Below are 19,056 nucleotides of genomic sequence, written 5' to 3' on the forward strand. Positions count from 1 at the left end.
CGCCACGGCCTCCGCCGGCTTGCCGCCCTGAAGCGCCAGCGCGCCCAGCAGATGCAGGGCATCGGGGTGACGGGGGTGGTCGGCGAGAACCCGCCGGTACACGCTTTCCGCTTCAGCCAGCCGGCCGGCCCCGTGATGGGCGAGCCCCGCCGCGACGAGCGCGGCCGGGTCGGGTCGATCAAGGGTGGCTGTGGTCGGGAAGGCCATGCGTCCGTGCCTTGTCCGTGCGTTCGGGTGACGGGAGCGATCAGATCTGGATCTGGATCCGGACCGGGGCCGGGTCGTCGGTCGCGACGGACAGGAGCAACCGGTCGCGCCTCGACCAGACCTCAACCTTGGACGACAGAATAGCAGAACGCGGACGCCGATACACAGCGTGCGCCAGTCCGGAAGGGGATCATGTCGGGTCCCCAACCGGATGGAGACGGCGGGCATCCGATGGCGCGTCGTGAGGCCGGCCGGGCGATCACCGCCTACCGCCGGGCGGCATGGCTGAAGCCCGGCATGGGCGGAGCCCACAGCAACATGGCCGACGTGTACCGCGACCTCGGGGAATCGAGCCGCGCCGCGGACGGCTACCGGGCGGCGATCCAGGCGCAGCCCGACCTGCCGCAACCCGTCGTCAACCTTGGCGAGACGCTCAAGGAGCAGGGGCGGATCACCGAGGCCATCGCGGTCTTCCAAAGCGGGATGGAGCGCCACCCCGATCTCGCCCTGCTGCATTCCAACCTGCTGCTCGCCCTGCACTACACGCCCTGGGTGCCGCCCAAGGTCATCGCCCGCGCCCACGCGCATTGGAACGAGCGGCACGCCCGGCCGCTGATGCCGCAGGACCGGCGAGGACGGATACGTCGAGGCGGCGGTCGCCCTGGCCGGCGGCACGGGGCGCCTCGCCGCATTGCACGGCGGCATGAGGGAGCGGATGGAAGGCTCGGCGCTCAACGACCACCGGGGCTTTGCGGCAGCGGTCGAGGCGGCTTACCGCGACATGTGGCGGTCCTGGCTCGCGCGTGGTGTGGAGGGAGCGCCGTCGGAACGCTGAGCGCCGGGCCCATCACCGGCCGGTTCGGCGCCGGACCTCGTCGCGCAGGGCATCCGCCGCCCGGGCGAACACCGGTTCCCAGTCCTGGTCGGGGCCCTGGCGGAACAGGCGCATCGTCGGGTACCAGGGTGTGCGGTCGCCGGAAAAGCCGTAGACCCAGTAGGGAACGTGCTGCACGAGGTTCCAGACCGGCGTGCCGAGGGACCCGGCGAGATGCGCCACCGAACTGTCGGTCATGATGACGAGGTCGAGCTGTTCCAGCATCGCCGCCGTGTCGGCGAAGTCGTCCAGATCGGGACCGAGCGGGGTCACCAGGGAGCCGGCGACGCCGCTGTCGGCGAGTTCGGCCTCGGGCGGCCCCTTCTGAAGGCTGTAGAGCCGGACGCCGGGAACCTCGGCGAAGCGCAGGAACCGGGCGAGGCTGGTGGCGCGCCGGCCGTTGTCGGCGAAGGTCACCCGGCCCGACCAGACGATCCCGACGCGCAGGGTGCCCGGCTCCGGCGCGCCGAGCCGATGGGCGGCCTTCCTGCGGGAGGCTTCCGGGATGGTCAGGCCCACCGGTGGCGGGACCGAGGCCAGCGTGGTGCCGAACAGGCCCGGCAGGCTCATTTGCGACGCCTCGACGTCGAAGGCCGGCGGCGGGCTTCCCGGCTGCAGGACGGCATCGACATCCAACCCCGACAGCACCCGGCGCAGCTCCGGATGGCATTCGTACAGCACCCGGCCACCCCGCGCCTTGACCAGCGGCACGTAGCGCGCCGCCAGGATGGCGTCGCCGAACCCCTGTTCGGTGAACAGGAGCAGGGCGCGCCCATCCAGGGGGCTGCCGTTCCAGGCCCGTTCCGATGGCGGCCGGCCATGGTAGGAGGCCAGCCCGCGCCGGGCCTCGTAGTCCGCGAAACCGTGGACGTAATCGCCGATCTGGAGCCGGGCGAGAGCCCGCTCCCACCGCAGCTCGGCCCACCGCAGCTCGGGCGTGGCGGTACCGCCCGTCGCCGCCCGCTCGATCATCGCGAGCGTGTCCTTGAAGCGTCCCGCCTTGCGCAAGGCCACGGCGTTGTTGAAGAGGAAGGCCGGGGTGTCCGGTTCGAGCCGGAGCGCCTCCGCATGCGCGGTCAGCGCCTCGTCGAACCGGCCGGCCTCGACCAGTGCGTTGCCCAGATTGCTCCAGATGCCGGCGTTCGCCGGTGCGACCTCCAGGCCGCGCCGGTGGCAGGCGATGGCTCCCTCCAGCTTTCCGGCGCGGCGGAGGAGATGGCCGAGCATGCTCCAGGCGCCACCATCACGGGGATTGGCCGCGAGGACGGCCTCCAGCGTGGTCGTGGCCTGTGCGTGGTTCATCCTCGTCTCCCTGGTGCGCCGTGGCCAGACCTCACGGCCACGCTGCCAGCATAGACCCGTTTGATCGCGCGGCTGTCAACCGCCCGCCCCGGCCGGAGACGGGCAGCCCCACTGATGGCCCCGGAGGAGACCTTGGATGGTCAGTAGGACTTCGGCAGGTCCAGGACATGCTCCGCGACATAGGCGAGGATCAGGTTGGTGGAGACGGGCGCCACCTGATACAGCCGGGTCTCGCGGAACTTGCGCTCCACGTCGTATTCGCTGGCGAAGCCGAAGCCGCCGTGGAACTGCAGGCAGGCGTTCGCCGCCTCCCACGAGGCCTTGGCGGCGAGGTACTTCGCCATGTTGGCCTGCGCTCCGCAGGGCTCCCCGGCGTCGTAGAGGCGGCAGGCCTCGAAGCGCATCAGGTTGGCGGCCTCGACCTCGATGAAGCTCTCGGCAATGGGGAACTGCACGCCCTGGTTCTGGGCGATCGGGCGGCCGAACACCTGACGGTCGCGGGTGTAGTCGCAGACCTTGTCGATGAACCAATAGCCATCGCCGATGCATTCCGCCGCGATCAGCACCCGCTCGGCGTTGAGGCCGGTCAGGATGTACTTGAAGCCCTGCCCTTCCTCGCCGATCAGGTTCTCCGCGGGGATTTCCAGATTGTCGAAGAACAGCTCGTTGGTCTCATGGTTGACCATGTTGCGGATGGGCTGGACGGTCATGCCCTTGGCCATCGCCTCCTTGATGTCGACGATGAAGATCGACATGCCTTCCGACTTCTTGCGCACCTGATCGAGCGGCGTGGTGCGGGCCAGCAGGATCATCAGGTCGGAATGCTGGACGCGGGAGATCCACACCTTCTGCCCGTTGATGACGTAGCGGTCGCCCTTCTTCTCCGCCCGGGTCTTGATGCGGGTGGTGTCGGTGCCGGTGGTCGGCTCGGTGACGCCCATCGACTGGAGGCGCAGTTCGCCCGCCGCGATCTTCGGAAGGTAGCGGCGGCGCTGCTCCTCCGAGCCGTGCCGGACCAGCGTGTTCATGTTGTACATCTGGCCATGGCAGGCGCCGGAGTTGCCGCCCGAGCGGTTGATCTCCTCCATGATCACGGAGGCTTCGGTCAGGCCGAGGCCCGAGCCGCCGTATTCCTCCGGAATCAGGGCGGCCATCCAGCCGGCCTTGGTCAGCGCGTCCACGAACGCCTCGGGATAGCCGCGCTCCTCGTCGATGCGGCGATGGTACTCGCTGGGGAATTCGGCGCACAGCGCGCGCACGGCGTCGCGGATCTCGTCGAAGCCCTGACCGATGCTGGTCTTCATGTCTCGTCACCCTGCATTTTTCGTTGTAGCGGCGCTGCGCGCCAGGATGGCCTTCGCCCGCTCGGCGACGGGACGGTCGACCATGCGCCCATCCACCTGTACGGCGCCGCGCCCCGCCGCCTGGGCCTCGTCCCACGCCGCGACCACCCGCCCGGCCCAGGCCACGTCGGCGGCGGAGGGGGCGAAGACGTCGCGGACGACGGGCAGCTGGGCCGGATGGATGCACAGCGCGCCGGTCATGCCGACGGCCCGCGCCTGCGCCACCATGGCGCGGTAGGCGTCGAGGTCGCGGAACTCGGCCAGCGAACCGGGCAAGCCGATCGCCGCGATGCCGCGGGCGGCGGCGGCCAGCGCGATCTGCCGGCACGGCAGGGCGAGCAGCGCCTCGGTCGGCTCCACCCCCAGCGTCAGCGCAAAATCCTCGCTGCCCAGCGCCAGCGCCGCCACCCGCGGAACGGCGGCGATCCCGGCCAGCCGCCCCAGCCCCAGCGGGCTTTCGATGAGGGCGACGAGGCCGATGGCGCCCGGCGTCAGGCCGCGCTCCGCCTCCCACTCCGCGATCATCGCGGAGAGGACGCGCAGCGCCCCGGCGTCCTCGGCCTTGGGCACCACCAGGGCGGTTACGCCGGGGCGCACCGCGGCCTCCAGATCGGCGACGGCGTCGCGCCAGCCGCTGTTGATCCGCACCAGCACCGGCACGCCGAGCCCGTGCAGCCGGTCGATCGGCGCCGGGAGACCACGTCGGGCCTCCGGCTTGCCGGCGGGCAGGACGGCGTCCTCAAGGTCGAGGATGAGGGCATCCGCCCCGCGCTGGTGGGCCTTCTCCAGCAGCTTCGCGTTGTCGGCGGGGACGAAGAGATAGGATTGATACGGCAGGGACATCAGACGTTTCCTCCAACCGTGCCGCAATGCGCCGCCGTCATGACCGTTCGGCCTCCAGCTCGGCGGACATGGCAACGAAGCCCTCGTGGTCGGTCACCCACAGCGTGGCGCCGGTGGCGGTCGGGGCGCCGCACAGGGTCAGCGGATGGATGTCGAACAGCGGCCGCTTCGCCCGGAAGCGGAAGCCGGTCACCCGAGCGCCCGGATTCTCGCGCAGGAACAGATCCATCAGCATGGTGGCGCTGAGCGGGCCGTGGAACACCAGCCCCGGATAGCCCTCGACGTCGCGGCAATAGTCGCGGTCGTAATGGATGCGGTGGCCGTTGAAGGTCAGGGCCGAGTAACGGAACAGCAGCACCGGGTCGGGCTGGATGCGCCGCTGCCACACCGCCTCGCCGGCCGGACGCTCGCCGGGAACAGGAGCGTCGCCGGGCTTGGCGGCCTCGCGGTAGACGATGTCGTGGAACTCGGTGATGGCGACGCCGGCGGCGGTGCTGATCTCGTGCCGGACCTTCACGAAGACCATCCGGCCCGACCGGCCCTCCTTCGGGGTGACCTCCTCGATGGTCGAGCGGCGGGTGATCGCCTCGCCGCTGCGGATGGGGCGGTGGAAGGTCAGGGTGTCGCCGGCCCACATCCGGCGGGGCAGCTCCACCGGCGGCAGGAAGCCGCCCTTGTGCGGGTGGCCGTCCTCGGCGATGTCGCGCTGCAGCGCCTTCGGCAGGAAGTACAGCCAATGCCCCAGCGGCGGCACCTCGCCCGCCGGCCAGGGCGGGTTGTCGTGGTCGAGCGTCGCCGCCAGACCGGTCAGCGCCACCGGCGCCGCGACGTCCTCGGCGCTTTCCGACCGGCCGATCCAGTCGCGCAAATGGTCCATGTTCATGCTCCCCCCTTATTGTTCGAAGACTTCACGCCGGACGGCGTCGGTTCGAAGATCTCACGCCGGACGGCGTCGGTGTGCTGGCCCAGCGCCGGAACGGCGCCGGAGGCGTAGGGTCGGCCGCGCACCTGCACCGGCGGCGCCACAACCTCGACCGGTCCGCCCGGCGTCTCGGCGGTCACGCGGCGCAGCTGCGCGTGGGTGGACAGGTCGGCCACCTCGTTCAGCGAGCCGAAGGCGGTGCGCGCCCGGTTCAGCCGGCGCACCGCCTCGGCGTGGTCCATGGTCCGGAAGATGGCGGCGACGAGGCCGTCCAGCTCCGGGCGGTTGGCGACGCGGCGGTTGTTGGTCGCGAAGCGCTCGTCGGTCGCCAGCTCCGGCCGCAGCAGAACGTCGGCGCAGAAGGCCGCCCATTCGCGCTCGTTCTGGATCGACAGCACCACCTGCCGGCCGTCGGCCAGGGCGAAGGCGGAATAGGGGGCGATGCTCGGGTGCATCAGCCCGACCCGACCCGGCGCCTTGCCGCCATGGTCGTGGTGCATCAGCGGCACCATCATCCATTCCGCCAGTGAATCGAACAGGGAGACGGCCACCGCCGACCCCTCGCCGCTGCGCTCGCGCTCCAGCAACGCCTGGAGGACGCCGGTGTAGGCGTTCATACCGCAGGCGATGTCGGCCACCGACACGCCGACGCGCCCCGGCTGGTCCGGCGACCCGGTGATGGAGGCCAGCCCGGTCTCGCTCTGCACCAGCAGATCGTAGGCTTTCATGTCGCGGTAGGGGCCGTCGTCGCCGTAGCCGGAGATGTCGCAGGTGATCAGCCGGGGATGGCGCCGCCGCAGGGCGTCCGAGCCGAAACCGGCCCGCTCCGCCGCGCCGGGCGCCAGATTCTGCACGAAGACGTCGGCGCGGGCGATCAGCCGCTCCAGCAGCTCGGCGTCCTCGGGCTTCTTGATGTCGAGGACGACCGACTCCTTGCCGCGGTTGAGCCAGACGAAATAGGAACTCTGCCCGTGAACCACGGCGTCGTAGCCGCGGGCGAAGTCGCCCTCCGGCCGTTCGATCTTGACCACCCGCGCCCCGGCGTCGGCGAGGCGCGACGTGCAGAGCGGCGCCGCCACCGCCTGCTCCAGCGACACGACCAAAAGTCCAGACAGAGGTCCAGACGGGGGTAAAGTCATTCCGCGAAGCCTCCGCTGTGGGCCTGGGCCGATTGTCCGTGACCGGGATGGTAAACAGCCGGACCGGCCCCGATCCAATACAGATGGGGCATGCATCGCATAACGAAGCGCTATGAGGCCGAGGCGGCTATGAGGACGCCGCCTCTTCGTCCAGCAGGAGGGTGCCGGGCCAGTCGCCGCCGCCGACCAGATCGCGCACCACCCGCAGAAAGGTCTCGCGCACCGCCGCCGCGGCCTCGGTCACCGGGGCACCGCGGGGGCGGCAGAGATGGACCGAGCGGCGCAGCGACGGCGAGACGATCAGCCGGGCGGAGACCTGACCCGCCCGCCATTCCTCCATCACCGCCGAGATCGGCAGGACCGAATAGCCCACCCCCTTGGCGACCAGCGCCTTGATCTGAGGAAGTCCGTTGATCTCCACCGCCACGGTGACGATCGTGCAGGTCTCGCGCGCCACCCGTTCAATGCGGTCGCGCAGATTGTGCGGACGGCTCGGCAGGATCAGGTCCTTGCCGGCCAACTCGTCGAAGGCGATGGCGCCGTCCTCGCCGCCCGGCGGCCCGATCAGGTAGAGATCCTCGCGCACGAGCGATTCGGCCAGCAGCGTGCGCGACCGCGTCACGTCGTAGATGCAGCCGAAATCCAGCCGGTCGTCGTTCAGCCATTCCAGGATCGTCCCGCTGAAGGACTCGACGACCCGCAGCGACACCTGCGGCAGCTCGGCGCGGACCGCCTGCACCAGGGGAACCGCCGCCACCAGCGCCACCGACGAGGTGAAGCCGACGGTCACCAGCCCGCTCGGCGTGCCCGAGCAGTTGCGCACCTGCTCGGTCGCCTGGGCGACGTGGCGCAGGATGATCTCCGCATGCTCGTACAGCCGGGTGCCGGCGGCGGTCGGCTTGACCCCGTGGACGCCGCGGGTCAGCAGCTTGACCCCGAGGCCCGCTTCCAGATTGCGGATGTTGTGGCTGAGGGCCGGTTGGGCGACGTTCAGCTTCTGAGCCGCGGCCGTGAAGGAGCCTTCATCGACGATGCCGATGAAATACCGCAACTGACGCAGATCCAACGCTCACCTTCCTTTGCCTACCCTTTGCCCGCGGAGGCGATGAGCCCCCAGCGTCGCGCAATCATGTCGGTGCGTCGCAATCGGATCAAGGCGGGTGGATGAGGAAGCGCCGGGCAAACCCGGTTCAACCGCCCGCAAGGCCGCTGCGTTCCATTGACCCGTTTCATAAGCCTTATCGCAGACCGGCGGGTAATCGCCGGACCGGCACGGCCTAGCTTTTCCCCATCCGCACAAGCGGATGAGCCGTCCGCACGCCCGCGCCCCGCCCCGCCCCAACCCAAGGGGGGCGCCGGGATCACAGCCAGGAAGGGAAGAGGATTTCACCGATGCACCATTCCGGCGACCTCGACATGACGCGGCGCGGCCTCCTGCTTGGGACCGCCGCCACCGCCGCGCTGACGGCGGCGCCGTTCCGGGCGCCGGCGCGGGCGGCCACCGTTGGAGAGACCGCCATGCCACCCCCCGCGACCGGAGCCGACACACCGTCCCTGTCGCCCGTCCTGTCCAAGGTCACCTTCACCGTGAACGGGCAGCGCCGCGACCTCGAACTCGACACGCGGACGACGCTGCTCGACGCGCTGCGCGAGCATCTGCACCTCACCGGCACCAAGAAGGGCTGCGACCACGGCCAGTGCGGCGCCTGCACGGTGATGGTGGACGGGCAGCGCATCAATTCCTGCCTGACGCTCGCCGTGATGCACGAGGGCGGCAGCGTCACCACCATCGAGGGACTGGGCCTGCCCGGCAAGCTGCACCCCATGCAAGCCGCCTTCGTGGAGCATGACGGCTACCAGTGCGGCTACTGCACGCCGGGCCAGATCTGTTCGGCGGTGGCGATGCTGGACGAGATCAAGGCCGGCGTCCCCAGCCACGTCACCGCCGACCTCAACGCCGCGCCCCAGGCTACGGTCGACGAGTACCGGGAGCGGATGAGCGGCAACATCTGTCGCTGCGGCGCCTATTCCAACATCGTCGATGCGATCTCGGACGTCGCACGGAGGGAGGCATGAGACCCTTCACCTACGAGCGGGCGGACTCCCCCGCCGCCGCGGCCGCCGCGGTCGAGCGCCGGCCGGGCGCCAAATTCATCGCGGGCGGCACCAACCTGCTCGACCTGATGAAGCTGGAGATCGAGACGCCGGCCCATCTGATCGACGTCAACGGGCTGAAGCTCGATACGCTGGAAGCGACGCCGGACGGCGGGCTGCGCATCGGCGCGCTGGTGCGCAACACGGATCTCGCCGCCGACCAACGGGTGCGCCGTGACTACGGTGTGCTGTCGCGGGCGCTGCTCGCCGGGGCGTCGGGCCAGCTGCGCAACAAGGCGACGACGGCAGGCAACCTGCTCCAGCGCACGCGCTGCCCCTACTTCTACGACACCGCCCAGCCCTGCAACAAACGCCAGCCCGGCAGCGGCTGCGCCGCCATCGGCGGCTACAGCCGGCAGCTCGCCGTGGTCGGGTCGAGCGACGCCTGCATCGCCACCCACCCCAGCGACATGGCCGTCGCCATGCGCGCGCTGGACGCCACGGTGGAGACGGTGCGGGCCGACGGGACGACGCGGACGATTCCCATCGCGGAGTTCCACCGGCTGCCCCGCGACACGCCGCACATCGAAACGGCGCTGGTGCCCGGCGAACTCATCACCGCGGTGACGCTGCCCAAGCCGGTCGGCGGCACCCACGTCTACCGCAAGGTGCGCGACCGTGCGTCCTACGCCTTCGCGCTGGTCTCCGTCGCAGCGGTGGTGCAGCGCGACGGCAGCGGCCGGGTGGCGCTGGGCGGCGTGGCGCACAAGCCGTGGCGCGTCGAGGCCGCCGAGGCCGAGATACCGCGCGGCGCCAAGGCGGTGACCGCCGGGCTGCTCGCCGATGCGAAGCCGACGCACGACAACGCATTCAAGCTGACCCTGGTCGAGCGGACGCTCGCCTCGGTGCTGGCCGAGGCGAAAGGCCAGGGAAAGTGAAAGGCTGGACACCATGAAGTTCGACACTCCCGCGGCCACCAACCCGATCGACCAGCTCAAGGTGGTGGGCAAGCCGACCGACCGCATCGACGGCCCGCTGAAGACGACGGGAAAGGCCACCTACGCCTATGAATGGCACGACGTGGCGCCGAACGTCGCCTATGGCTGGGTCATCGGCTCGGGCATCGCCAAGGGGCGCATCGCGTCCATGGACCTGGAGGCGGCGCGGAAGGCCCCCGGCGTCGTCGCCATCGTCACGGCGGAGAACGCCGGACCGCTCGACAAGAGCAAGCGCAACACCGCGACCCTGCTCGGCGGGCCGGAGATCGAGCATTACCAGCAGGCCGTCGCGCTGGTGGTGGCGGAGACCTTCGAGCAGGCGCGCACCGCGGCGGGGCTGGTGCGCATCGACTACGCGCCGGCGGACGGCGCCTACGATCTGGCGGCGGTCAAGGACAAGGCGGAGAAGACCAAGGACGGCGATTCGGTGGTCGGCGATTTCACGGGCGCCTTCGCGGCGTCTCCGGTGAAGCTCGACGAGACCTACACCACGCCGGACGAGAGCCACGCGATGATGGAGCCGCACGCGACCATCGCCGCCTGGGAGGGCGACCGGCTGACCGTCTGGACGTCCAACCAGATGATCGACTGGATGGTCACCGACCTGTCGGCGACGCTGAAGATGCCGAAGGACAAGGTGCGCGTCATCTCCCCCTTCATCGGCGGCGGCTTCGGCGGGAAGCTGTTCCTGCGCGCCGATGCGCTGCTGGCGGCTCTGGGCGCGCGGGAGGCCGGGCGTCCGGTCAAGGTCGGGCTGTCGCGGCCCCTGATGATGAACAACACCACGCACCGCCCCGCCACCATCCAGCGCGTCCGCATCGGCGCCACGCCGGACGGCACGATCACCGCCATCGCCCATGAGAGCTGGTCGGGCAACCTGCCCGGCGGCTCGGAGGAGACGGCGAGCGACCAGACGCGGCTGCTCTACGCCGGGGCGAACCGGCTGATCGGCAACCGCATCGCCACGCTCGACCTGCCCGAAGGCAACGCCATGCGGGCGCCGGGCGAGGCGTCGGGCATGATGGCGCTGGAGGTCGCGATGGACGAGATGGCGGAGAAGCTGGGCATGGACCCGGTTGAGTTCCGCATCCGCAACGACACCCAGACCGACCCGGCCGACCCCAACCGGCCCTTCTCGCAGCGCCAGCTCGTGCAATGCCTGCGCCTTGGGGCGGAGCGCTTCGGCTGGGCCAAGCGCAACCCGCAGCCGGGACAGGTGCGCGACGGGCACTGGCTGGTCGGGCTGGGAATGGCGGCGGCCTTCCGCAACAACCTGCTGACCAAGTCGGCGGCGCGGGTGCGGCTGGACCAGCGCGGGATCGTCACGGTCGAGACCGACATGACCGACATCGGCACCGGCAGCTACACCATCATCGCTCAGACCGCGGCGGAGATGATGGGGGTCGGGCTGGACAAGGTGGCGGTGCGGCTCGGTGATTCGAGCTTCCCGGTGTCCGCCGGGTCGGGCGGCCAATGGGGCGCCAACAACGCCACCGCCGGGGTCTACGCCGCCTGCGTGAAGCTGCGCGAGGCGGTGGCCCAGCGGCTCGGCGTCAACTCCGCCGACGCGCGGTTCGCGGATGGGCAGGTCGTCGCCGGCAACCGCAAGGTCCCGCTGGCCGAAGCGGCGGGCGCCGACGGCCTGTCCGCCGAGGACGGCATCGAATACGGCGACCTCGACAAGAAATACCAGCAATCGACCTTCGGCGCCCATTACGTGGAGGCCGCGGTGGATTCGGCGACCGGCGAGATTCGCGTGCGGCGGATGCTGGCGGTCTGTGCGGCGGGCCGCATCCTGAACCCGAAGTCAGCGCGCAGCCAGGTGATCGGCGCCATGACCATGGGCGTCGGCGCCGCGCTGATGGAGGAACTGGCGCTCGACAAGCGCGCCGGCTTCTTCGTCAACCACGACCTCGCCGGTTACGAGGTGCCGGTCCACGCCGACATCCCGCACCAGGAGGTGATCTTCCTCGACGAGACCGACCCGGTCTCCTCGCCGATGAAGGCCAAGGGGGTGGGCGAGCTGGGCCTGTGCGGGGTGGGCGCCGCGGTCGCCAACGCGGTCCACAACGCGACGGGCCTGCGGGTGCGCGAATACCCGATCACGCTCGACAAATTCCTGGACCGGCTGCCCGCCATGGGGTGAGAGGCGGCGGACTGACGCGTGCCCGGCCCGGCTGAACGGTCGGCTCGGAAGATGCTTCCGCAACGAGCGGCAGAGTTTGGGGCAAGCCTCGAACTCTGCCGCTTCTTTTTCAAACGTCCCATGACGGTCAACGGACCCCGAACCCGCCCAGCGCCGTTGCACCCTTGTCCCCAAAGCGCCATAGAACACGCCCGCCATCATATCCACGTATGGCGCACATCAGGCTGAGGGAGCAGGCATGGCACGACGGAGAGGCGGAGCACCGCGGGGAGGCCGGAGGGGCCGTCCCCTGACGCTGGGCGGGCTGGTCGCCGTCCTGCTGGTGCTGGCCGCGGTCTATGCCGCGGAACGCTTCCATCTCGTCCCGCCCGGCACGCTGGATTCCATTTTCGGTGAGGAGAAGGCTCAGCGCCCCAATCCCAGGCCCATCCCCCGCCCGGTGCCCGACGCCAGCATCGACTACGCCGCCGTCACTGCCCAGCTCGACCGCATCCGAGTGGAGGAGGAGCGCCGCCGCGGCTATGTGCGGGAGGAGTGGCCGCACTGGCTGACCATCGACTCCAAATGCCTGAACACGCGCGAGCAGGTGCTGATCCGCGACTCCGCGAAGCCGGCGACGCTGTCGGCCAACGGCTGTTCGGTGCTGTCCGGCGTGTGGAACGATCCCTACACCGGCGAAACCTTCACCGAACCGAAGCAGGTGGACATCGACCACCGCGTGCCGCTGGAGGAGACCTACGCCAGCGGCGGCTACGACTGGCCGCGCGAGAAGCGCGCCGCCTACGCCAATGACCTGAGCGACCCGCTGACCCTCGTCACTGTCTCGGCGGCGGCCAACCGCGCCAAGGGGTCGAAGGGGCCGGAGGACTGGCTGCCGCCGCGCGACGCGTACATCTGCGCCTATGTGGCGGGCTGGATTGCCGTGAAGGCGCGCTGGGAACTGACCATGGACGAGCGGGAGCGCGTCACCGTCGGCAACATCCTCTCCGATTGCCGCCGCACCGCGGTGGGGGCACGGCCGGCCCGCTGACCGGCCTTTCCAACACTTCCATGCCCCGGTATGCCTCGTCCGCTGCCAATGTCACTTTTGAAACCTGGCCGAAATTGGTAGAACCTTCGTAAGCGGTCTTCCTGACGGAACGGCGGCGGGGCGTTGAAGGGAGTGGCCGGGCGTCATGGCGAGGGAACGCGGTCTGCGGACGACGGTGGCTCTGACCGGCGCCGTTCTTGTCCTTGGCGTCTCCGTCGTGCTGGCGGCACTGACCGGCCTGCGCTCCCGCGAGCGGATCGAAAGCGAGATCGGGCACTCGCTCGCCGAGGCCGCGCACAACATGGCCGACCGGCTGGACCGCTCCATGTGGTCGCGCGCCAGCGAAATCGGCATGCTGGCCAAGCTCGGCATCACGCCGGCCATGGACGATCCGGTCCGGCTGCGCTGGCTGTTGGAGCAGTTCCAGGGCTTCTTCCCGACCGTCTCCTGGATGGGGGTGACCGACACCAAGGGCAAGGTGCTGGCCGCCACCGGCGGCTTGCTGGACGGCGTGGACATTTCCAAGCGCCCGGTGTTCCAGAACGGACAGAAAACGCAGTTTGTCGGTGACGTGCACGACGCGGTGATGCTGGCCTTCCTGCTGCCGAATCCGACGGGCGAGGCCATGAAGTTCGTGGACATCTCCACCCCCGTGCACAACGAGCGGGGCGAGGTCGTGGGCGTGTTGGCCACGCATCTGAGCTGGGAATGGACGCGCGAGATCCGCCGCTCCCTGATGGACACCATGCGGGGCCGCGCGGAACTGGAGTTGATCGTCGTCGCGGCGGACCGCACGGTTCTGCTCGGACCCCGCGAACTGCTCGGCACCCCCCTGGACATCGAGGCGGTGCGGAGCGCGCAGAAAAACGAAAGCGGCTGGATCGTGGAACGCTGGCCGGACGGGCAGCGCTACCTGACCGGCTACGCCTACGGCAACGGCTACCTGGACTATCCGGGGCTGGGCTGGAGCGTGGTGGCCCGCCAGCCGCTGGCCGTCGCCTACGCCCCCGCCACCGCCCAGATGGTCGAGACGGCGCTGGCCGGCGGCGCCATGGTGCTGCTGTTCAGCGCGCTCGGCTGGATGGCCGCCGGGCGGGTCACCCGGCCGCTGCGCCGCATCGCCCAGGCGGCGGAGCGCATCCGCAGCGGCGAGCGCGGGGCGGAAATGCCGGTGCTGGCCGGCAGCGCCGAGATCACCTCGCTGTCGGCAACCTTGCGCGATCTGGTGGACGGGCTGACCCACCGCGACGCCGCCCTGGTTCGGCTGGAGGACATCGCCTATCAGGACCGGTTGACCGGCCTGCCGAACCGCCGCTATTTCGAGCAGTATGTGGAGGCCACGACCGCCGGCAACGGCTCCGCCGCCTTCCTCTACATCGATCTGGACGGCTTCAAGCCGGTGAACGACCGGCTGGGCCACGACGCGGGCGACCTCGTGCTGCGTCAGGTGGGGGAACGGCTGGCCGCCTGCTTCCGCGGCGACGACGTGGTGGCCCGGCTGGGCGGCGACGAGTTCGCGGCGGTGCTGCCGCAGCGCGCCGGTGCCGAGCCGCCGGACCTGGACGGGCTGGCCCGCCGCATCATCGAGGCGGTGAACGAGCCCGTCAGCATCCAGGGCGAGGCGGTGCGGGTCGGCTGTTCGCTCGGCATCGCGCTGTGGCCCGAGGATTCGCCCGACGTGGCGGAAACCCTCCGGCGGGCCGATCAGGCGCTCTATCAGGCCAAGCGCGCCGGGCGCAACCGCGGCATCCGCTGGACGGCCGACCTGCCGCCCGCCCCTGCCGAAAGCCAGGGCATAGCCGCGGAGGCGACGAGGAGCGCGGCGTCCTAGGCCCCGCGGCCAAGCCTCCGCCAAGCGGGGAACCGCGTCCGGCGGGTGTCCGGCCAGCGGTGGGTAAAGCCGTTGCACGCTGGAGCCTTGGGCCTTTTCTGCCGTTTCATGTCCATCGGAGCACGACTCGGACGGCCATGGCGGGAGATTGGAAGATGAGCCTCGACACCAAGGGACAGCGTGCCCGCATGCTGCGTCTGCTCGCCGTCGTCGAGCATTACGAGCGCAACAGCGCGGCGGGCGCGCAGTTGATGCGGGGCACGCGCTATGAGCTGGCCGTGCAGGCCACCGACGTGAACGGCGACCGCTGCCTGTTCCCCGCCTGCGGCTGCGCCCAGGCCGATTGCTCGCGCCAGCCGCCTGCCGGCCCGCAGCTCAGCTGGTGCGGTCCGCGCGGCGGCTGGAAGATGCGGTGACGGTCCGCGAGGAATAATCAGTAATGGGGCGGGGGCGGCTCGTCCTGCGGCGCACGGGGCACGCCGGATTCCAGCTCCGCGATCCGGTCGCGCAGGCGGCGCATCTGCACCGTCATGAGGTCGATGGTCCGCCCCTGCTCGAACAGGACGGCGGACATCTCTTCAGCCATGCGCTCGTGATGGGCGAGGCGGGATTCCAGCTCGGTCAGGCGGCGTTCGGCGTCGGCGTCCATGGGTGGCCCTGCGGTGTCGCGAAAGGGACAGAGCTTTAGAACCGCTCCGCCGGCCAAGGCAAGATCAATGCGCCACCGATGCAGCCAATATCAATGCAGGCGGCATCAATGCAGCCGGCTGGGGGCGATCACCCAACGCTCGACGATCTGAAGCGCCTGCGGCACGTCCAGTTCCGGATGATGCCAGCGCAGCACCACCGTGGCGGCCTCCAGCGCGTGGCGGTCGGGGCGCCCGCAATCGACCAGCTCGCGGTAGGCGCGCTCCACCACCGGGCGGCAACCGCAGACCGCCGCCTCGCAGGCGGCGAAACGCTCCGCCGGATCGCGCTCCGGTCCGCTTCTCCGCTCCGCTGCCATCAGGCCGTCTCCGGGCCTTTGCGCTGGATGCGGCGCCCGAAGATCTCCAGCCGCTGCCCGATCATGTCGAAGCCGAGATGACGGGCGATGCGGGTGACGGCGGCCTCCAGCTCCGGGTCCTGGAACTCCACCACCTCGCCGGTCTCGATGTCGATCAGGTGATGGTGGTGGTCGCCGCGCGCCTCCTCGTAGCGGGCGCGTCCGTCGCCGAAATCGTGGCGCTGGATGATCCCGATCTCTTCGAACAGCCGCATCGAGCGGTATACGGTCGCCAGGCTGATGCCGGCGTCGATCGCTGCGGCGCGGCGGTAGACCTCCTCCACATCGGGATGATCGGCGGCTTCCGACAGGACGCGGGCGATGATCCGGCGCTGGCCGGTCATCTTCAACCCCCGCTCGGCGCAGGCGCGTTCCAGCCGCGACGGCAGGGCTTCTTCGGGCGTGGTCACGGGGCCGGTCCTTTCCGATGCCTAACCCATGGTCTCCAAGAGATGGAGAGGAAAGCCCAAAAGAACAACGGCCATCCGCAAGACCTGGACGAATGGCCGGGAGGAATGGCCGGCCATAGGCCCATCGCATCGGGCGGAAGGGCTTTCAGGGAGCAGACGGACACCCCCATCTCGCAGTCGCATCACCGCCCGATACCCCGGATGACCCGGACGGGTTCCCCCACCGGGACGCCGCAACCCACCTTCCGCCACCGCGTTTTTTGTCACAGTCGTCCGTACATGAGGCAGACGCCGGAACACAGGACAGATCGGATGAGATCAAAGTTTTCGAGACGTCGATCCAATCCCATTTTTTTCACGTAGCCATTCGAAGCCGCCCCTTCATCAACATCCCCCAGGGAAGACCGAGCCCATGGACATGAGGACTCTTGTTGAGGACGACGGCGACACCATCGACATCACGTTGCAGCCTGTAGAAAATCCCAGCAAACTTGAAGAGCTTTGGTTCGATCTGGAGCGGCGCGCCGACGGGTCCTTCTTCCTGAGCTGGCAGTGGATCGGCAACTGGCTGGCCTCCCTGCCCCGCGGCACGCGGCCCCACGCCCTGGTCGCGCGGCGCGGCGGGCAGGTCGTCGGGCTGGCGCTCCTCTGCCCGCGCACACAGTGGCGCTTCGGTCTGCTGCGCACGCGGTGCTGGCTGCTGCACGAGACGGGGGAGCGGACCTTCGACCGGCTGTTCGTGGAGTACAACGGCATCCTCGCGGACCGGAATTGCGCGGACGCGGTGCTGGCCGCCTGCTTCGACTGGCTGGGGCAGCGCCTGACCAATTGGGACGAGCTGGTGCTGGGCGGGCTGGAGCCGGAGGCGGAAGCAGCGGTGCGGCTCGCCGCGGCCCGGCAGGGCCACGCGTTGCAGGTCCGGGTGGCCGACAGCTGCCAATGGGTCGATCTGGAAGGCGTGCGTCGGCAGGGTGCCGGCTATCTCGCCAGCCTCGGCAAGAACACCCGCGCCGCGGTGCGCCGGGCCATGCGGCTCTACGCCGAGCGCGGCCCGCTGACCTACCGCGTCGCCGCGACGGCGGAGGAGGCGCTGGAGGATTTCCACGCCATGGAGGTCCTGCATCAGGCGAGCTGGAACGCCCGCGGCCAGTCCGGCGCCTTCTCCAACCCGGCCTTCCGCCCCTTCCACGAGCGGCTGATCGCCGGCGGCGTGCCGGCGGGTACGGTGCGGCTGTGCCGGATCAGCGCCGGGGACGCGGTCATCGGCTATCTCTACAACTTCGTCCATCGCGGGCGGGTGATGAACTACCAGGGCGGTTTCGCCTACGAGGCCGACAACCGGCTGAAGCCCGGTCTGGTCGCCCATGTCCTGGCCATCGAGGACACGCTGGTCCGCGGCGAGGACTGCTACGACTTCATGTCCACCCCGGCGGGGCACAAGCCGCTGCTGTCCAACACCGAACAGCCGATGAACTGGATCGCGCTCGGCCCCGACCGGCTGAGCCGCCAGATCGACACCCGCCTGCGCCGCGTCAAGGCGGGTTTGGTCGACCGGATGAGACGGCTGATCCGCAGCCCGCTTCCCCTGATGAACCGCTGACGCCGCCGGAACCGAAGCCGCAACCGCAGGGCCGCCGACCGGGCGGTTGGAGGATGCCGAGAATGAAGAACACCCCCGCCGCCGCCAAAACCGCCGCCGCCAACGCCGCCTTGGCCTGCGTGATGGGCGACATGGACATGGTGCGCCCGCTGGGGCTGGCCGGGCTGCGCTGCGCCGTGGTCACCCATCCCGGCGCCGCCGCCCTGCACTCCCGCTTCACCAGGGACGCCATCCTGTGGGACGACCCGGCGCGCAACCCGGACGGGTTGGTCGAGGTGATGATGGCCTTCGCCAAGGACCAGCCGGAAAAGCCGGTCCTCTATTATCAGGACGACACCCAGCTCCTGCTCGTCTCGCGCAACCGCGACCGCTTGGCCGAGGGGTTCCGCTTCGCCATCGCCGACGCCGAGCTGGTCGAGGATCTGGTGGACAAGGGCCGCTTCCAGGCGCTGGCCGAGCGGCTGAACCTGCCCGTCCCGGCGACCCGCCGCCTCTACCCGACCCGCGAGGCCGCACCCGACGTGGTGGACCTGCGCTTTCCCCTGATCGTCAAGCCGTTGACCCGTCGCCGGGTGTGGGACGAGGCGGACGGCTTCGCCAAGGCCATCCAGGTCGATTCCGCCGAGGAACTGCGCGCCCTGTGGCCGCGGCTGGCGGCGGTCGGGCTGGACCTGCTGGTCCAGGAGATGATCCCCGGCCCGGAGACCCGGATCGAGAGCTACCACGTCTATGTCGACGAGGGCGGCGGCGTGGCCGGGGAGTTCACCGGGGCGAAGATCCGCACCTATCCGCTCGCTTACGGGCACAGCACCGCCCTGACCATCACCGACGCGCCGGACGTGGCGGCGCTGGGCCGCTCGCTGACCGAACGGCTGGGCCTGCGCGGCGTCGCCAAGTTCGACTTCAAGCGCGCCCCGGACGGTTCGCTGCACCTGCTGGAGGTCAACCCACGCTTCAACCTGTGGCACCATCTGGGGGCGGTGGCCGGGGTCAACCTGCCGGCGCTGGTCCACGCCGACCAGCTCGGCCTGCCGCGCCCGGCGGTGGGCAAGGCGCGGGCCGGGGCGCGCTGGTGCCACATCACCAAGGACCGGCTGGCCGCCAAGGACAGCGGCCTGTCGATGGCCGCGTGGTTGCCCTGGGTGCTGGGCTGCGAGGCCAAGGCCATCGCGCTCGACGACCCGATGCCCTTCCTGCACAACCAGCTCGCCCGTTTCCTGCCGTCCCGTGCGCACCACGACGCGTCCGGCGGCGCGATGAAGGCCCAGTGAG

At 70.2% G+C, this 19,056-nt stretch carries 18 protein-coding genes; 8 read left to right on the forward strand and 10 right to left on the reverse strand.

Annotated elements, in window-relative coordinates:
- From ACFPMG_RS22900 to ACFPMG_RS22930, 7 genes are all read right to left on the reverse strand, one after another.
- The coding region (locus tag ACFPMG_RS22900) for a tetratricopeptide repeat protein (protein WP_376997533.1) at window positions 1-207 on the reverse strand (207 nt) is incomplete at its 3' end.
- An 847-nt stretch (window positions 208-1,054) separates the two neighbouring features.
- Window positions 1,055-2,383, reverse strand: coding sequence for a tetratricopeptide repeat protein (locus ACFPMG_RS22905; RefSeq protein ID WP_376997535.1), 1,329 nt, complete (start codon window positions 2,381-2,383; stop codon window positions 1,055-1,057).
- A gap of 140 nt (window positions 2,384-2,523) precedes the next feature.
- The gene (locus ACFPMG_RS22910; protein ID WP_376997536.1) at window positions 2,524-3,687 is read right to left on the reverse strand and encodes an acyl-CoA dehydrogenase family protein; all 1,164 of its coding nucleotides are present in this window, start codon (window positions 3,685-3,687) and stop codon (window positions 2,524-2,526) included.
- A 6-nt stretch (window positions 3,688-3,693) separates the two neighbouring features.
- Entirely contained in the window at window positions 3,694-4,569 is an 876-nt protein-coding gene (locus ACFPMG_RS22915; protein ID WP_376997537.1) for an HpcH/HpaI aldolase/citrate lyase family protein, read from the reverse strand.
- Window positions 4,570-4,606: 37 nt separating this feature from the next.
- Window positions 4,607-5,446: an HTD2 family dehydratase gene (locus ACFPMG_RS22920; protein ID WP_376997538.1), complete on the reverse strand. Its 840-nt coding sequence runs from the start codon at window positions 5,444-5,446 to the stop codon at window positions 4,607-4,609.
- Between the two features lie 2 nt (window positions 5,447-5,448).
- Complete coding sequence (locus ACFPMG_RS22925; RefSeq protein WP_376997539.1) at window positions 5,449-6,630, reverse strand: CaiB/BaiF CoA transferase family protein; 1,182 nt, start codon at window positions 6,628-6,630, stop codon at window positions 5,449-5,451.
- Between the two features lie 127 nt (window positions 6,631-6,757).
- Window positions 6,758-7,696, reverse strand: coding sequence for a LysR family transcriptional regulator (locus ACFPMG_RS22930; protein ID WP_376997540.1), 939 nt, complete (start codon window positions 7,694-7,696; stop codon window positions 6,758-6,760).
- 326 nt (window positions 7,697-8,022) lie between these two features.
- On the opposite strand from ACFPMG_RS22930, the gene paoA reads away from it, so the two are divergent.
- From paoA to ACFPMG_RS22960, 6 genes are all read left to right on the forward strand, one after another.
- On the forward strand, window positions 8,023-8,706 hold the full coding sequence (paoA, locus tag ACFPMG_RS22935; RefSeq protein WP_376997541.1) for an aldehyde dehydrogenase iron-sulfur subunit PaoA: 684 nt from the start codon (window positions 8,023-8,025) through the stop codon (window positions 8,704-8,706).
- Complete coding sequence (locus ACFPMG_RS22940; RefSeq protein ID WP_376997542.1) at window positions 8,703-9,662, forward strand: FAD binding domain-containing protein; 960 nt, start codon at window positions 8,703-8,705, stop codon at window positions 9,660-9,662. Before paoA ends, ACFPMG_RS22940 begins: the two co-directional genes overlap by 4 nt.
- Window positions 9,663-9,675: 13 nt before the next feature.
- The gene (paoC, locus tag ACFPMG_RS22945; RefSeq protein ID WP_376997543.1) at window positions 9,676-11,868 is read left to right on the forward strand and encodes an aldehyde oxidoreductase molybdenum-binding subunit PaoC; all 2,193 of its coding nucleotides are present in this window, start codon (window positions 9,676-9,678) and stop codon (window positions 11,866-11,868) included.
- 238 nt (window positions 11,869-12,106) lie between these two features.
- Complete coding sequence (locus tag ACFPMG_RS22950; protein ID WP_376997544.1) at window positions 12,107-12,898, forward strand: HNH endonuclease family protein; 792 nt, start codon at window positions 12,107-12,109, stop codon at window positions 12,896-12,898.
- A gap of 145 nt (window positions 12,899-13,043) precedes the next feature.
- Window positions 13,044-14,729, forward strand: a complete 1,686-nt coding sequence (locus ACFPMG_RS22955) for a diguanylate cyclase domain-containing protein (protein ID WP_376997545.1) — start codon at window positions 13,044-13,046, stop codon at window positions 14,727-14,729.
- Window positions 14,730-14,884: 155 nt separating this feature from the next.
- Window positions 14,885-15,145, forward strand: coding sequence for a hypothetical protein (locus ACFPMG_RS22960; RefSeq protein ID WP_109469616.1), 261 nt, complete (start codon window positions 14,885-14,887; stop codon window positions 15,143-15,145).
- Window positions 15,146-15,162: 17 nt separating this feature from the next.
- On the opposite strand, the gene ACFPMG_RS22965 is transcribed toward ACFPMG_RS22960, so the two are convergent.
- The 3 genes from ACFPMG_RS22965 to ACFPMG_RS22975 all read right to left on the reverse strand — a co-directional run bounded on the left by ACFPMG_RS22965 (window position 15,163) and on the right by ACFPMG_RS22975 (window position 16,163).
- Window positions 15,163-15,378: a SlyX family protein gene (locus ACFPMG_RS22965; protein WP_376997547.1), complete on the reverse strand. Its 216-nt coding sequence runs from the start codon at window positions 15,376-15,378 to the stop codon at window positions 15,163-15,165.
- Between the two features lie 105 nt (window positions 15,379-15,483).
- The gene (locus ACFPMG_RS22970; protein ID WP_376997548.1) at window positions 15,484-15,735 is read right to left on the reverse strand and encodes a hypothetical protein; all 252 of its coding nucleotides are present in this window, start codon (window positions 15,733-15,735) and stop codon (window positions 15,484-15,486) included.
- On the reverse strand, window positions 15,735-16,163 hold the full coding sequence (locus ACFPMG_RS22975; protein ID WP_035677391.1) for a Fur family transcriptional regulator: 429 nt from the start codon (window positions 16,161-16,163) through the stop codon (window positions 15,735-15,737). Before ACFPMG_RS22975 ends, ACFPMG_RS22970 begins: the two co-directional genes overlap by 1 nt.
- Window positions 16,164-16,602: 439 nt before the next feature.
- Here ACFPMG_RS22975 and ACFPMG_RS22980 point away from each other — a divergent pair, with 439 nt between their 5' ends.
- Window positions 16,603-17,784: a GNAT family N-acetyltransferase gene (locus tag ACFPMG_RS22980; protein WP_376997549.1), complete on the forward strand. Its 1,182-nt coding sequence runs from the start codon at window positions 16,603-16,605 to the stop codon at window positions 17,782-17,784.
- A 62-nt stretch (window positions 17,785-17,846) separates the two neighbouring features.
- A complete protein-coding gene (locus tag ACFPMG_RS22985) occupies window positions 17,847-19,055 on the forward strand; it encodes a carboxylate--amine ligase (protein ID WP_376997550.1) in 1,209 nt (402 codons plus the stop codon).
- Window position 19,056 lies beyond the last annotated feature (1 nt).

The organism is Azospirillum himalayense, from assembly GCF_042657465.1.
Lineage (GTDB): Bacteria > Pseudomonadota > Alphaproteobacteria > Azospirillales > Azospirillaceae > Azospirillum > Azospirillum himalayense.